This window comes from Streptomyces sp. NPDC015220 (genome assembly GCF_043079345.1).
Lineage (GTDB): Bacteria > Actinomycetota > Actinomycetes > Streptomycetales > Streptomycetaceae > Streptomyces.
Genome location: NZ_JBIBUK010000008.1, coordinates 289,815 through 304,553 on the forward strand (window position 1 = coordinate 289,815; position 14,739 = coordinate 304,553).

At 72.6% G+C, this 14,739-nt stretch carries 11 protein-coding genes; 2 read left to right on the forward strand and 9 right to left on the reverse strand.

The window, feature by feature from the left end:
* Positions 1–31: 31 nt before the first annotated feature.
* Positions 32–1,048, reverse strand: a complete 1,017-nt coding sequence (locus ACF061_RS19375) for a LacI family DNA-binding transcriptional regulator (protein ID WP_392268133.1) — start codon at positions 1,046–1,048, stop codon at positions 32–34.
* Positions 1,049–1,056: 8 nt separating this feature from the next.
* On the reverse strand, positions 1,057–1,248 hold the full coding sequence (locus ACF061_RS19380) for a hypothetical protein (protein ID WP_392268106.1): 192 nt from the start codon (positions 1,246–1,248) through the stop codon (positions 1,057–1,059).
* A gap of 115 nt (positions 1,249–1,363) precedes the next feature.
* Here ACF061_RS19380 and ACF061_RS19385 point away from each other — a divergent pair, with 115 nt between their 5' ends.
* Positions 1,364–2,683 carry an MFS transporter gene (locus ACF061_RS19385; protein ID WP_392268107.1) on the forward strand — a complete coding sequence of 440 codons (1,320 nt, stop codon included), beginning with the start codon at positions 1,364–1,366 and terminating at the stop codon, positions 2,681–2,683.
* Between the two features lie 156 nt (positions 2,684–2,839).
* Here the strand turns inward: ACF061_RS19385 and ACF061_RS19390 are convergent, their stop codons facing one another.
* From ACF061_RS19390 to ACF061_RS19415, 6 genes are all read right to left on the reverse strand, one after another.
* Positions 2,840–3,775 (reverse strand): DUF3152 domain-containing protein, encoded by a 936-nt coding sequence (locus ACF061_RS19390; RefSeq protein ID WP_392268108.1) that lies wholly within the window; start codon positions 3,773–3,775, stop codon positions 2,840–2,842.
* A 444-nt stretch (positions 3,776–4,219) separates the two neighbouring features.
* Positions 4,220–5,236 (reverse strand): polysaccharide deacetylase family protein, encoded by a 1,017-nt coding sequence (locus ACF061_RS19395; protein WP_392268109.1) that lies wholly within the window; start codon positions 5,234–5,236, stop codon positions 4,220–4,222.
* A 31-nt stretch (positions 5,237–5,267) separates the two neighbouring features.
* Entirely contained in the window at positions 5,268–6,290 is a 1,023-nt protein-coding gene (locus ACF061_RS19400) for a glycoside hydrolase family 11 protein (RefSeq protein WP_392268110.1), read from the reverse strand.
* Between the two features lie 402 nt (positions 6,291–6,692).
* Entirely contained in the window at positions 6,693–9,896 is a 3,204-nt protein-coding gene (locus tag ACF061_RS19405; RefSeq protein WP_392268111.1) for a M28 family peptidase, read from the reverse strand.
* Positions 9,897–10,133: 237 nt separating this feature from the next.
* Positions 10,134–11,540, reverse strand: coding sequence for a multiprotein-bridging factor 1 family protein (locus ACF061_RS19410; RefSeq protein ID WP_392268112.1), 1,407 nt, complete (start codon positions 11,538–11,540; stop codon positions 10,134–10,136).
* A 157-nt stretch (positions 11,541–11,697) separates the two neighbouring features.
* A complete protein-coding gene (locus ACF061_RS19415) occupies positions 11,698–12,441 on the reverse strand; it encodes a lytic polysaccharide monooxygenase (RefSeq protein ID WP_392268113.1) in 744 nt (247 codons plus the stop codon).
* A gap of 459 nt (positions 12,442–12,900) precedes the next feature.
* Between ACF061_RS19415 and ACF061_RS19420 the strand changes: the two genes are divergently transcribed.
* Positions 12,901–13,356: a DoxX family protein gene (locus tag ACF061_RS19420; protein WP_392268114.1), complete on the forward strand. Its 456-nt coding sequence runs from the start codon at positions 12,901–12,903 to the stop codon at positions 13,354–13,356.
* A gap of 432 nt (positions 13,357–13,788) precedes the next feature.
* Here the strand turns inward: ACF061_RS19420 and ACF061_RS19425 are convergent, their stop codons facing one another.
* Positions 13,789–14,418, reverse strand: a complete 630-nt coding sequence (locus ACF061_RS19425) for a CocE/NonD family hydrolase C-terminal non-catalytic domain-containing protein (RefSeq protein ID WP_392268134.1) — start codon at positions 14,416–14,418, stop codon at positions 13,789–13,791.
* Positions 14,419–14,739: the final 321 nt, after the last annotated feature.

Here is a 14,739-nt window from a genome sequence, read left to right on the forward strand (position 1 = left end):
GCTTCGGCGCTCCGGTCGGCTCGTCCCGCCGCTACGCGCGGGGCGGGGCGGTCGACGCGCGTGGTACCAGCGAGGGCGTCGCCACCGGCCGGGACGGAACGTCCTGACCGGCTATGACGTCGAACAGCACCCGCGCCACCTGCGCGCCGAACCCGTGCACGTCATGGCTCATCGCCGACAGCGTCGGGTGGGTCAGCCGGCACAACTGCGAGTCGTCCCACGCCAGCAGCGACAGCTCCTCCGGAACCGACACCCCCATCTCCGCCGCCACACCCAGCCCCGCCACCGCCATCAGATCGTTGTCATAGACGATCGCCGTGGGCCGCTCCGCCGACAGCAGCAACGACCGGGTCGCACGAGCACCCTCCTCACCGGAGAAACCCGTCCCCACCTGCCGGGAACCGTCCAAGCCCAGGCCCGCCATCGTCTCCTCGAACGCCTCCCGGCGAATGGCACTGTGACCCAGCCCCGCAGGACCACCCACCCGCGCGATACGCCGGTGCCCGAGCGCCGCCAGATAGCGCACCGCCTCGGCCACAGCGGTGGCGTCATCGGTCCACACCGAGGCGAAACCCCCGGTGAGCGCCGGATGCCCCACCGCCACGGCGGGCAGGCCCAGCTCCCGCAACGGGCCCGGACGCGGATCCTCACGATGGAAGTCGACCAGCACCGAACCCGCCACCTGCCGCTCCCGCCACCACCTCTCCTGCAGCACGACCTCCTCCTCCAGCGAACCCACCAGCCGCAACAGCAACGAGCAGTCACGCTCGGCCAGAACACTCTCGACACCGGAGACGAACTCCATGTAGAAGGGCTCCAGACCCAGCAGCCGGGCCGGCCGGCAGAGCGCCAGACCGACCGTGTCCACCGACTGCCGCGACAGACTGCGCGCCGAGGAGTTCGGCGCCCAGCCCAACTCCCGCGCAGCCGCGAAGATCCGCTCCCTGGTCGCCTCCGAAACACCCGGCTTGCGGTTGAACGCCAGGGACACCGCACCCTTGGACACACCGGCCGCCGCCGCCACGTCCTTGATCGTCACACGCTCCACCGACGCGCTCACGCCGGTCCCACACAGAAGAGCGCCGCCCGGACGGCGTTGGCGCCGGGGTGGTCGGAAGGCCGGTGCCCCCGGGACCGGGCCCGTTCGCCGTGCGGCAGCGTGTGCGGGCCCGCCCCACGGTCGGCGCCCGCGGTGAGCCGGTCGGTCAGCGGGGGGAGTTGTCGTACCAGGGTCTGTGCTGTCACCACGATGTCGACACTACCGCCGCCCGTCCCGTCGGTGTTCCCGTGCGGCCGCCCCGGCCTCCCGGTCCGGGAGGCCACCGGCGTCGGCCTGGCGAGGCGGCGAAGGGATAATCCGTGGATGACATCCACCCGCGGCCCCGCCCGTCGTCCCGTGCGTCCCTCGTGGGCCGGACGCAACTACGTGTTGCTGACCGGCGCCGCCGTCGTCTCCGGGCTCGGGAGTTCCGGTGCGCTGGTGGCCGGGGCCTTCGCCGTGCTGGCCGTCGGGGGGTCGGCCACCGACGTGGGTCTGGTCGCCGCGGCGCGGACGGTGCCGCTGATCGTGTTCGTGCTGATCGGCGGGGCGCTGGCGGACCGGCTGCCCCGGCACCGGGTGATGGTCGCCGCGAACACGCTCAACTGCGTCTCCCAGGGGTTGTTCGCCGTCCTGGTGCTGACCGGTACCGCACACGTGTGGCAGATGGCGTTGCTGGCCGCGCTGGGCGGTACCGGTCAGGCGTTCTTCTCCCCGGCCGCCGAGGGCATGATGCTGGCCACCGTCTCCGGCAGCGAGTCCGGCCGTGCCTTCGCCGCCTTCCGGATGGGTGTGAACGGCGCCGGCATCCTGGGCACCGGGCTGGGCGGTGCGCTGGTGGCGGCGGTCGGTCCGGGCTGGGTGCTGGCGATCGACTCGGCGGCCTTCGCCGTCGCGGGCGGGCTTCGCGCCTTCCTCGACGTACGGGCCGTTCCCGAGCGGCGGGGCGGCACGAGCCTCCTGGGGGACCTGCGGGAGGGGTGGCGGGAGGTGGTGGGCCGGCCGTGGCTGTGGTCGATCGTGTTGCAGTTCGCCGTGGTCAACGCGGTCGTCGCGGCGGCCGAGACGGTGTACGGCCCCCTGGTCGCACGGGAGCGGCTGGGCGGACCGCAGCCGTGGGGGCTGGCCCTGTCGGCCTTCGGAGTGGGCACGGTGCTGGGCGGATTGCTCATGACCCGCTGGAAGCCCCGGCGGCTGCTGTTGGCCGGCGTCCTGGCGGTGCTGCCGTTGGCGTTGCCGTCCGCGGCGCTCGCCGTGCCGGTGCCCACCCCGGCGCTGGTGGCGGTGATGTTCGCGACCGGGGTGAGCGTGGAGGTGTTCGCGGTGGCGTGGATGTCGGCGCTGCACCAGGAGATACCGGAGGAGAAGTTCTCCCGGGTGTCGTCGTACGACTGGCTGGGTTCGCTGGCCCTGGTGCCGTTGGCCACGGCGGCGGCCGGTCCGGTGCAGGACGCGGTGGGCCGGCCGGCCGCGCTGTGGGGCTGCTCGGCACTGGTGCTGCTGCTGACGCTGGCCGTGCTGTGCGTACCGGACGTACGCCGCCTCACTCGCCGGACGGAGCCGGCCGGGCCGCCCGCCGAACGCCCGGGGGCCACCGCCGAGCCAGGTCCGGTCGACCCGGTGGGCCCTGTCCCGTCCGCCTGACCGGGCACGGCGCGGGCAGCGGCCGCTCACACCTCGGGAGCCGGTCTCCTCGCATCTCGGCAGCCGGCCCTCCGGCAGCCGACCGCGCCCACAGCTCGTCACCGCCTCGGGTGCCCGCCCCTCACACCACGGGCAGCGGCGGCCCACACCCGTTGGTCAGGGCGCGGCGGGGCCCTGGAGGTAGTGCCCCCGCGCGTCGTAGGGCCAGGCGTTGGCCACGCATCCGTGGAGTCCGTCCATCTGCCGCATCATCGCGGGCGCGGGCTCGCCCGGTCCGGGACATGCTTCGTGTCCGTGGCCGATCCGGTGTCCGACCCCGTGGTTGACGATCAGTGCGCGGTACTCGTGGATGGGCCCGGGGAACTGAGGCGAACCCTCGTTCCAGCGTGTGAGGCTGACGACGGCCTGGCTGCCGGCCTCGCAGTTCGCCTCGCCGCGGGCGTGCGACCCGGAGGCGCCGCAGATCCGGTCCACGGTCGCGGGTGTGGCGATCTTCACCACGAAGTCGACGGTCCCCTGGGAGACGAGCTGGAAGGCGTCGTGACCGTCGGCGATCCAGCTCCGCCGGTCGGCGAGGATGCCGGCGATCTCACGTGCCGCCTCGCCGGGTGAGACGCCCGTGCCCTCCTCGACCTGCACCTCGTAGCGCCGGACCGTCCCGGTGCCGACCACGCGCCCGGACGCCTGGGCACTGTGGAAGACCCCGTTCCCCGCCTCCGGGGTCTTCTCCGGGGTGTCGCCCGCGGAGTCCCGCGAGCCCTTCGCCGTACCGGTCCCGGACCCCTCCGGCGACGGCGTGGACCGGCCGTCCGCCCGCCGGACCGAGTCCGTCGCCCGGGTGTGCCCCTGGCCCGCCGTCGCGTCCGGCTTCCGTTTCCCGGCGGAAGCTCCCGCACCGCCGTCGCCGCTCTCCTCCCCCACGCCCACGAACAGGACCGCCGCGCCCAGCGCCCCGGCCGCCGCGAGGACGCGGAGCAGCCGCGTCCGGCGACGACGGCGGGCGCGGCGGCGGGCGGTGCGAGGAGCACTCGGGTGGTCCGGGGCGCCGGTCTCCCGGGGCCGGGGGTGCGAGTGGGGTGTGGTCCCTGGCATGGCGTCCAGGCTGGGGACCTCATGTGATGTCCCCTGGCTCGAAAGGTCACGGAACCGTCACGAGCGCCCCCGGCGTCGACTCCACCCGTCCCCCTACGGTGAGCCGCGCGCGGCGTACGGACCGAGGGACGGCTTCCACGTCCGCCCCGGGAAGGCCGCCCGGCCCGCCACGCCCGCCACCCGCCCCCGGTACGGTGACGCGCGGGCCCGCGTCGGCGTCCGTGCCGAGGACGGCGGCTGGGCGACCCGCCCGGTCGGACGCCGTCCGCCCGGCCGGCTGACACGGCGGCTCGGTCCGGCCCCGGCGGCCGGATGGAGCGTGGCGCGGCGGTCCCGCGCCGCCGCGCCACTGGTGGCTCCGTGTTCGGGCGTGACGTGCCGGGGAGTGACTGCGCGTGTCCCTTCACGCGGGTCGGGCGGCGCTGTTTCGGGGCGCTCGCCGGCTCAGCTCGCGGTGCAGGAGACCGTCGGCCAGGTCCAGGTGCCGTTGGTCTGGACGGTCACTCCCCAGTTGTCGCCGCTGCCGTTCGGTTTCGCGGTCAGCACCTGCGCACTGGGGTAACTCGCGCTGATGTTCCAGGTCGCCAGGATCTTCTCCGGCGACGGCACGTTCATGGTCACCGTCCAGTTGCTCGAACCGCTCACCGACACATTCAGGTTGTACCGGTCGCTCCACTGCTGACCCGCCGACAACGTCGCGGTACAACCCCCACCTCCACCACCGCCACCACCGGTGCCGCCGCCACCACCGCCACCGCCGGTGCCGCCGCCGTCGGGGGCGACCGCGCGGCCGGTCTGCGGGGAGATCATGCCGGAGCACAGGCCCTTGGCCGCCAGCGTCTGCGCGATCCGCGGGATCGCCGCGAGGGTGTTGGCGGGCCACTCGTGCATCAGGATGATCTGGCCGTTGCCGAGCCGGGAGACGGCCTGCACGATCGCGTCGGTGCTCGCGCCGTTCCAGTCCTGCGAATCGACGTCCCAGATGATCTCGGTCAGGCCGTACTTGGCCTCGACCGCCTTCAGCGTCGCGTTGGTCTCCCCGTACGGCGGGCGGAACAGCTTGGGAGTGCCACCGCCCGCGGCGGCGACGGCCTGCTGGGTCCGGGACACCTCCGAGTCGATCTGCGCCTGGCTCTGCTGGGTCAGGTGCGGGTGGCTGTAGCTGTGGTTGCCGACCCACATGCCGGCGTCGACCTGGGCCTTGACCTGGGCCGGGTACGAGGCGGCGTACTGGCCCTCGTTGAACATCGTGGCCCGCAGACCGTTCTGCCTGAGCGCGTTGAGCAGGGCCGGGGTGTGGTCGTTGGACGGACCGTCGTCGAAGGTCAGTCCGACGTATCCGGTACAGGTGGCGGCCTGCGACGGGGTGGCGTCGACGAGGGCGGTCCCCGCCACGGCCAGCGCGGCGACGGCCAGTCCCGCGACCAGGGAACGCGGTGACGGAAGTGCCTTGGTGCGCATGGGCAGCGGTCCTCCTTTCGGATCGGTGGGGTCAGTTCGCGGTGCAGGAGACCGTCGGCCAGGTCCAGGTGCCGTTGGTCTGGACGGTCACTCCCCAGTTGTCGCCGCTGCCGTTCGGTTTCGCGGTCAGCACCTGCGCACTGGGGTAACTCGCGCTGATGTTCCAGGTCGCCAGGATCTTCTCCGGCGACGGCACGTTCATCGTCACCGTCCAGTTGCTCGAACCGCTCACCGACACATTCAGGTTGTACCGGTCACTCCACTGCTGACCCGCCGACAACGTCGCGGTACAACCCCCACCTCCACCACCGCCACCGCCGGTGCCGCCGCCACCACCGCCGGTGCCGCCGCCGGAACCGCCGTCGGTCACCGTGATGTTGGAGTTGCCGCTGCTCTGGTAGCCCTCGGTCGCGAGGATCATGTAGTTGAAGTTGCCGAGGTTCATCCCGTGGCCGGCCCAGGCGTCGAAGTGGTTGCCGGTGGTGATGGTGCCGCCGGTGCGCTTGGACTGGCGGACGCTCCAGTACTGGTTGAAGGTCCTGGTGCCCTCGATGGAGGGGGCGTTGACGCGGGTCGTCTCGTAGATGTCGTACGTGCCGCCGTCGCTGGTGACCGTGCCCTTGTAGGTGCCCGTGGGCCGGTAGGTGCCCCAGTTGTCGACGACGTAGTACTCGACGAGCGGATTGGTCGTCCACCCGTACAGGGACAGGTACGCGTTGCCGGACGGGTTGAAGCTGCCGGAGTAGTTGACGGCCTTGCGCCCGCCGGTGCTCCAGCCCTTGCCCGCGACGAAGTTGCCGCTGTTGCTCCAGGAGGTGCCGTAGTTGCCGCCGGATCCGAGGTTCATGGAGGTCGAGCCGCCGCCGTCGGTCCAGAACGAGTAGTAGTAGCCGTTGTTGGTGCCGGTCTGGTTCGAGGTGATGACCGTGTCGGCGCTGGCGGTGCCGGGGAGGGTCATCGCCGCGACGGCGACCAGTGCGATGGCCCAGGCACTCCTGACGAGCAGTCTCAAGCGGCCGCCTCTTCGGCCCTTGGGTCGTGCGAGCGCGTTCATGTCCGTGCTCCCTCCTCGTGGGGCTGACGACGACCGAGTGTTGAACTGAGCATGCCGACTGTCAACAGTTTCGGCACGAGTTTCGAAAGCTTCGCAATCGACGCCACCCTCCGAACGATCAAAACTCGCAGCTCAAACACGCACTGCGGCATTCAAGAGCGGGACCACTCACCGGAACATCGAATTCGGAGATCAAAACGATGAGCGTTGGTCTCGAAAGTTTCGATGATCTTACGACCGCGCATGACGGAGCCCCGGCCGGCCCCCGTGGGACGGGGGCCGGCCGGGGCCGGTGCGTACGTTCGTGCGTGTGTCTTCGTGCGTGTGCGTTCGTGCGTGTGTCTTCGTGCGTGTGCGTTCGTGCGTGTGTCTTCGTGCGTGTGTCCTGCCGTGCGGCGACCGTCAGACGCGCTGCCAGAGGGCGGGGACGTTCGGCGGCTCCCAGCCCGGGTAGGCGGTGTGGCCCTGGAGGCACCGGTAGCTGACGCCGTTGTAGGTCACGACGTCACCGGCCGCGTAGGTGGCGCCCACCTGCCAGGTGGTGTCGCCGCCACCGCCGGGCACGGTGAGGGTGTAGGTGGTGGTGTGGCTGGCCTCGCCCGTTCCCGTGATGGTGAGGGTGTACGTGCCGCCGGAGGTGCCGGCGGCGACCTGGACGGTGGCGGTCGAGGACTGGCCGGAGGTCACCGAGGACGGGCTGAACGACACGCTCACACCCGCCGGGGCGCCGGACGCCGACAGCCTGACGCTCTGGGCGTTTCCGCTGGTGGTGGCGGTGGATACGGTCACCGAGGCGGACGAGCCGGGCGAGACCGTGCCGGTGGCGGGGTTGGCGGAGATCGAGAAGTCGTTGGCCGGGGCGGGCGCGTCACCGACGGCGGTCTTCCAGATCGTGTACGCGATCCCGTCCGCGCTGCGGTTCAGCGCGGTGGCGTTGATGTTGCTGGTGGTGTCGCAGGCGGAGTGGTAGCACGAGTCGTAGGCGCGGCCCGCGGTGCCGCCCCACTTGGCGGCCTCGGAGGCGGACTTCACGGCCGAGGCTCCGGTGGCGTAACCGGAGGTGGGGATGCCCACCTGCTGGAAGGAGTAGTCGTCGGAGCGGCCCTGGCCCTCGACGTTCTCCTGCGGGGCCAGGCCCAGGGAGTCCCAGTAGGCCTTCATCGGCGCCGAGGCGGCCGAGTTCAGGTTGTTGACGAAGTAACCCGCGTTGGTCGAGGCGACCATGTCGAAGTTGTAGTACGCCTTGATCCGGGCGCGTTCGGTCGTGGAGAGCGAACGGGCGTAGAAGTCGGAGCCGTTCAGGCCCTGCTCCTCATCGGTCCACCAGGCGAAGCGGACCCGGTTCTTCATGGTGGGGTTGGACTGCGCCAGGGTCAGCGCGTTCTCCAGGAGCGCGGCGGAGCCGGAGCCGTTGTCGTTGATGCCGGGCCCGGCGGACACGCCGTCGAGGTGCGCGCCGAACATGTATACGTTGTTCGCGTCGCCCTGCGGCCACTCGGCGATCAGGTTGTTGCCCGCTCCCGCGGTGCAGCCGGAGGTGCAGCTCTGCTCGGTGACCGTGTAGCCCGCCGTCTGGAGCCGGTCCTTGACGTAGGCGAGCGAGGCCCGGTAACCGGCCGTGGTGGAGCGGCGGTTGCCGCCGTTCTGCGAGGCGATGGTGTTCAACTGGGTCAGATGCGCCTGCACCTTGGCCACGTCGACGTCCGGCGGGGTGGACGGGTTGCCGCCGCCACCGCCGGCCACCCTCAGCGCGTACTGGGCGGTGTGGGTCTTGGCTCCGGCGGTGCCCGTGACGGTGATCTGGTAGGTCCCGGCGGCCGTGGCCGAGGAGGTGGAGACCGTCATCGTGGAGCTGCTGCCGGAGGTGACCGTCGCCGGGCTGAAGGAGACGTTCACCCCGGCCGGCGCGCCGGAGGCGGTCAGCGAGACCTGCTGGGCGCTGCCGGAGACGGTGCTGGTGTTGACGGTGGCGCGCGCCGAGGCGCCCGCGTCGACGTCTCCCGAGGTGGGGCTGAGCGCCAGCGAGAAGTCGGTCTGCTCCCCCGTGCAGGTCGGGTCGCCGGTCTGCGCGGTCACGCTGATCGCGTCCCAGGCGGCCTTGGTGGAGTTGAACAGGGAGCAACTGGCGTCGAGGTTCTTCGCCGTGGTGAGCGTGGCGGTGCGGTAGCGCTTGTACGTCATGCCGCTGGTCTTGAGCAGCATGCCGCCGTAGAAGATCTTGCCCGCGTTCTGGATGCCGACGCCGGTGACGGTGGAGTTGTTGCAGGTGGGGCTGGAGGGCTTGCCGCCGCCGGGGTTGGAGCCCTCGGCCAGCAGGTAGAACCAGTGGTTGAGCGGGCCGGCCGCCGCGTGCTCCTCGGTCGACGGGATCGACGCGGAGTAGCAGTTGGGGTTGTTGCTCACCAGGCTGGGGTTGTACATGTTGCGGATCGGGCCGCGGCCCTGGAGGTTGATCATCTCGCCGACGGTGTAGTCGGGAGTGTCGTACGGCGCCGGCTCGTTGGCGTACGCCTCGGTCAGGGCGCCCATGATGTCGCCGGTGGCCTCGCCCAGTCCGCTCTCGTGGTTGGCGCCGCCGGGGGTGAAGGAGTCCAGGCCGTGGCCGAACTCGTGGCCCACCACGTCGATCCCGGCGATCCACTCGTTCGCGCTGTTGTGGCCGATGGTGATGGTGGAGCCGTCCCAGTACGCGTTCAGCTCGTTGAGGCCGACGCGGACCGGCCAGCTCCCGCCGTTGCCGTCGTGCCCGTTGCGGCCGAGCCAGTTCTTGAGCATGTCCGATTCCTTCTGCGCGGCGAACATCGCGTCCACGCAGCCGGTTTCCTTGCTCGTGGGGTTGCCGGTGCCCCAGGTGTCGGTCGCCTTGGTGAACAGGCCGCCGCTGTAGTCCGAACACTGCAGTCCGGGCCGGGTGGTGTCGCGCAGCACGTAGGAGGTGCCCGACCGGGAGGTGTCGATGGTCAGCGGGTTCGGGCCGTTCCACTTGCTGGTGCCGCTGCCCGCCCGTACGTCGTCGTAGGCGTCGACGACCTTTCCGGTGCGCGCGTCGACGAAGACGTGCAGCCGGCTGGGGGCGTTCGCCTTGGTGCGCCCGGTCAGCACGGTCTCCCAGGCGAGGGTGGCGCGGTCGCCCTCGGCCCGCACCACCAGCCGCCGGGAGTCGACCTTCTCGGTCTTCGCGAGCCTGGTCCGGCTGGTGCGGACCGCCTGTGCGGCGGTGACCCGGGCCTTGGTGGAGAGCGCGATCCTGGCCTTGGTGGCGGACTGGACCGAGCGGACCCGGCCGTCGCCGTCGGCGAGGACGACCACGTCGCCGCCCACCACGGGCAGGCCCCGGTAGGTGCGCTCGTAGGCGACGGAGTACAGGCCCTTGACCCAGGGGGTGACCTGTCGCCGGTCGTACTGCTCCTCGGGGCCCTTGGCCAGCGCGTCGAGGCCGCTGCGTGCCGCCTGGTCGGCGGCCGCGACGGCTCTGGCGACGGGGGCCGGATCCGGCTTGCTCGGGGGCGCGGCGTGGGGCGCGGCCGAGGCGAAGGCGGCCGGCATCACCACCCCTCCCAGCGTCAGGGCCAGGGATGTCCCGGCCACCGCCAGCTTTCTCAGCATCGTTGCTCCTTGTGAGAGGTCGTGAGGCTCACCCGGCGCGCGCATAGGCATGCTCATGCCAATCTGATCGCCGGTGTCCGCGGTACGTCGGTGTCTCCGCCCGCCCCGCGCCGGGGTGGCATGCCACGCCGCCGGGCTGGCCGAACCCTCACATCGCCCCGCCCCCGGGTCAACGGATCGCGGCCCGTCGTCCCGTCCTGTCAAAAACCGGCAAAGGCGCGGGGCGCCGGGAGGCGCTCAGATCCCCGCGGCCGGCAGCCGCTCGCGGTACTCCCTGACCTCCGGCACGTCGCCCCAGCGGGCGAGCAGCCTGCCGTGCAGTCCGCGCAGCTCGGCGTTGATCATCAACTCGGTCGAGGACACCGCCTCGTCGAGCACCGGGGCCGCCAGGGCGACCGCCGCGCCCGGGTCGCCCGCGCACGCCCAGCTGTCGGCCAGGCGCAGGGTGAGCAGCAGCCGGGTCTCCCGCATCAGCGGCGGCAGTTGGGCACGCGACCGCGCGGTGGCGTCGACGGCGCGCCGCGCCGTCACCCGGTCACCGGTCACGGCGGCCAGGTCGCGCAGCGCCCCGCCGATCGCCGATTCCACCCTCATCTCGCCCTCGGCTCCGGACAGCCAGGGCGCCTCCAGGCGGTCCCGGTGGCCGAGGCGGGCGAATCCGCGCCGCGCCAGGGCGATGTGCCGCCGGCACTCGGCGACGTCGTGGCCGAGCGCGTGCCCGCGTGCCCGGTACAGGTGCGAGAGGGTGACCGTCCACCGCCGCCCGGGGTCCACCGCGCCGATGGCCTCGGCGTACGCCAGGGCCGACCCGGCGTCCCGGTCGAGCCGGACCAGGGTGCACATGTCACTGAGCAGGGTCGCCCGGGCCGGGACGTCCTGCACCGCGTCCGCCCAGCCCAGCCCGTGGCCGAACCAGGCCATGCCGATGCTGCTCTGTCCGCGCTGCATCCGCAGCCGCCCGGCGACCTGGGCGTACTGGGCGGCCAGCCGCAGTTGCCCGTACGGCAGCCGGCCGGTGGAGTTCACCGCCCCGGCCCACCGCACCAGGGCCCGTAACAGCCGTTCCACCGTGGTCACTCCGTCGGACGCGCCCCGGTGCAGCGCCCCGCGGATCAGACAGGCCAGGACCGCGGTGAGCGCGTGCAGCAGCTCCGGCTCGTTGCCCGTGAGGCCGTCGAACCCGCCCTGCGGCGCGGTCAGCCCGTCCAGCAGGTCCGGTGTTCCCGCCCGGTCGGGCACCGCACAGCCCGCCGTGCCGTGCAGCGGGCACGCCAGCCCCTCGGCGGGCAGCTCCGACGGCCACAGCACGGGGTCCAGCACGTCCTGGCCGACGGGGGCCGCCCCGCCGCCCGGTACCGGGGCGAACAGCCGGGGGTCCGCCGGCGGGCGGTCGGGGCGGTACGGCGTCCCGCACGGCGCGGCGACGACCGCCGCCAGCTCGCCGCCGGTCCCCAGGACGGAGTCGAGCCGGCCCACGAGCCCGGCCGGCGGTTCGCGCAGCCCCGCTTCGAGCCTGCTGATGAGACTGTGGTGGTACCCCACCTTCAGTCCGAGCTGCGACTGGGTCAGCCCGGCCTGTCTGCGCCGGGCCCGCAGCCGACGCCCGAACTCCGCCCAGGACTCGACCGGCTGTGCAGTCTCCACGGACCTGCCCCTCCTGACGAAGGCCCCGCCGCCGCCGGCGTGACGCCGGGTGCTCCATGTCTGCGCGCATCCGGGCCGGGCGGGGCCGGCCCGCGCGCCGCATGCCCGGACGTGGGTGGGCGCGCGCCCCGGGGGGCGCGCGCCGACGTGGCCGGGGTCAGGCCGGGCAGGCTCCCAGGTCCTCCCAGACGCCCCACTGGCCGGTGGTGCCGGGCTTGTCGCCCGTCACCCACCACTTGGCGCGCCAGTTGTGGCCGTCGTAGGAGACGGTGTCGCCGCCGTTGTAGACGCGTGCGGGGTCCCAGGCCGCCGCGGTGCAGGTGGTGCCACCGCCACCGCCACCGCCGGTGCCGCCACCACCACCGGTGCCACCGCCACCGCCGGTGCCGCCGATGTTGACGTCGACGCAGGAGTAGAAGGCGTTGGCGGTGTCCGCGATGTTCCAGACGGCGAGCACCTTCTGACGGCCGGTGAAGCCGCCGAAGTTGACCTGCTGGCTGACGTCGGCGGCGGGCTGCTGGTTGTTGCCGGCGAACTCGGCGATCTTCTGGTTGCCGATGAAGTACTGCCAGTTGCTGGTGGAGTGCCGTGCCGAGTTGTGCCAGGTGAACGTGGCGCTCGATCCGACCGTCGTGACCTGCCAGGGCTTGCTGTCGTCGTCGAGCTCGGCGTACTCGGCGTGTCCGCCGCTGCAGCTGCGCAGGCCCTTGGGTCCCTCGACGCTCTGCGGCTCGTACTTGATCTGGCCGCAGGAGACGACGCCCTCGGCGCACTGCTCCTGCCGGCTCGTGGGCAGCGTCACCCAGCCATGGGCGCTGGCCGAGCTCGCCGGAAGGCTGACGGCGAGCAGGGGGGCGACCAGTGCGCCGACGGCGACAGCCACTCGTCTTTTCGTGTTCATGCCATGCCACTTCCTTCGGTGTACATCGAGACCGCCGCCACAGGAGGGGGGCGCGGGAGCCGACGCTGGTCTGGACCTCGCTTACTAGGTCTAGACCATAGCCACGAACCGGGTTCGGTCAAGAGCCCGGACGAGGCGAACTGTCGCTTGGCGGAAGCTACTTCGGAGTTCAGATCTCGTCGGCAACTTCTCGCGGCATTGGTCTAGACAAGGAGGCTCACGTGATGAACAGTTCCTCTGCACGTGCGTGTCACCAGGACGACGCCAGGCCCGTCACCACGTTGCGCGGCGCCCGACACACGCGCGCCGCCGGACGCACCACCCACCGGAGCACCGCCCCGAGCACCATGCGCCGACGCCGTCCGGGCCGGCGGTCCCGCACTCCCCGCCCAGCCTCGCACCGCCCCCCACCGCGGCGCAGCTCCCCTGAGGTCGCTGCGCGAGAGAGGAGCCCCACCGATGGAAGCACTGGAGAGAAGCAAGGAGCACGTGCTCGGACTTTTCCGGATCGTCGTGGGGCTGCTCTTCGCCTGCCACGGGGCCGCCGCCCTGTTCGACGTCCTGGGCGGTCCGCACGGGGCCAAGCCCCACCTCGCCGAGTGGCCCGGCTGGTGGGCCGCCGCCATCCAGCTCGTCGGCGGCGCGCTGGTCCTGTGCGGTCTCGGCACCCGCACCGCGGCCCTGCTGTGCTCCGGGTCCATGGCGTACGCCTACTTCGACGTGCACCAGAGCCAGGCGCTCTTCCCCATCGAGAACGGCGGCGAACCGGCGGCCATGTTCTGCTGGTCCTTCCTCCTCATCGCCGCCCTCGGACCCGGCCGGTGGGCCCTGGCCTCCCTCGTCCCGTTCCGCCGGCGGACCGACACCGGGAGCCTCCGCACCACGTACTCCCGGGACACCCCCACATCCGTGTGAGCGGACGGCCGGCGTCCCCGCCCGGCCCCGGTCCGACTGCCGCGACCCGGCCGAAGGGCGCCTCGACGCCCCCGGTCGGTACCGGCCGGGGGCCGCGCACCGGAGCCCTCGGCGCCCTTCGGCACCAGACGGACCGGCCCCGTGTCCGTCGGCCCCGGCGCACCGGTGGCAGGACCCGAGCAGCATCGAGCCGCGCGTCTGCGGTGGAGCGGGGCGCAGCGTCGCCGGCGGGTTCGTCGGCGCTTGCGGGCGAGCCGCGCTTCGTGGATCCGGGGAACCGACGGGCCCGCGCGCCGTGGGACGGGTCCGCCCCACGGCACGCGGGCGCTTGCGGTCGCGAACGTGGCCGCTCCGGCTCCTTTGGCCGCGTCGCCTCCCGACAGCCGCCCGAAGCCGCCGTGCCGGTCGCTCCGTGGCCGGGCGCGCGGAGTCCTACCGGGTCCCGTCCGTCGCCGTGGCCGTCGTGAACGGCAGGACGAGGCGGGACGTGTGCGCCGCGTCCCGGTGGATCTCGTGGGTGACGGGGCGGCCCACCGGCAGGTGGAAGGCGTCCGGCGGCAGCAGCGAGTTGTGCGCGTCGGCGAGCGGTTCGTCGTTCGACAGCTCCGCCACCAGGCGGTGCCCCGGCCGGAACGTGGCGGCGAACGGGTAGAGCCGCAGCAGGTACTCCTCGATCCTGCCGGGCTCGACCGGCACCGCACGGGCGTGCGGGTGGTACGGGTCGCCCTCGGTGGTGCGCGCCTCGTCGAGCTCGCGGTGGGAGGCCTTGAGGTAGCCGGTGGTGATGAGCTGCCGCTTGCCGCCGGGGGACTCGTCCCACAGACGCAGGATGACGCTGGTGTCGTCCTGGTCGATCTCGGCGAACAGGTGCGCCGCACCGCTGCCGATCAGCCGGGCGGGCTCCTCGAACGGCTCGGTGCTCCGCCTGAGCACCTCCACCTTGTCGGTGACGGTGGGCGGCGCCTGGTAGAAGCCGTCGGGGGCGGCGTGTTCGGCGCCCACGTACTCGGGCTCGAAGGAGAGCTTGTGCAGCGGGCGCAGGTGGAGCGACCGGTGCTCGATCTGCCGGGGCGGTCACTGCGCCGCGGTGACCACCTCGCGCGAGCCCTGCGATCAGGTCGCACACCCTCGGGACCGGGTCGGTCGCGGTGCGTGACGATGCGATGTCTCTCGAGGCGCAGCGCGCACGGCACACGTCCGGGCCCGGTACGGGTACGGCCCGGCGGCACAGGGGAAGGCGGCTGCGACGGTGACGGACAACGGCGAGGGCGGGGGCGCCGGGCAGGGCGGAGGGGGGCGGGAGCTGCGAGCCCGAACTCCCACCGCGCCACTGGACTGCTGCTCGACGTCCGGCGTGGACACACTTCGCCTCCCGTCCGGGAC

Excerpts from the sequence above, each read along its gene's own strand:
- ACF061_RS19385 (WP_392268107.1), top strand. The coding sequence starts at position 1,364 with ATGACATCCACCCGCGGCCCCGCCCGTCGTCCCGTGCGTCCCTCGTGG.
- ACF061_RS19390 (WP_392268108.1), bottom strand. The coding sequence starts at position 3,775 with ATGCCAGGGACCACACCCCACTCGCACCCCCGGCCCCGGGAGACCGGC.
- ACF061_RS19395 (WP_392268109.1), bottom strand. The coding sequence starts at position 5,236 with ATGCGCACCAAGGCACTTCCGTCACCGCGTTCCCTGGTCGCGGGACTG.
- ACF061_RS19400 (WP_392268110.1), bottom strand. The coding sequence starts at position 6,290 with ATGAACGCGCTCGCACGACCCAAGGGCCGAAGAGGCGGCCGCTTGAGA.
- ACF061_RS19405 (WP_392268111.1), bottom strand. The coding sequence starts at position 9,896 with ATGCTGAGAAAGCTGGCGGTGGCCGGGACATCCCTGGCCCTGACGCTG.
- ACF061_RS19415 (WP_392268113.1), bottom strand. The coding sequence starts at position 12,441 with ATGAACACGAAAAGACGAGTGGCTGTCGCCGTCGGCGCACTGGTCGCC.
- ACF061_RS19420 (WP_392268114.1), top strand. The coding sequence starts at position 12,901 with ATGGAAGCACTGGAGAGAAGCAAGGAGCACGTGCTCGGACTTTTCCGG.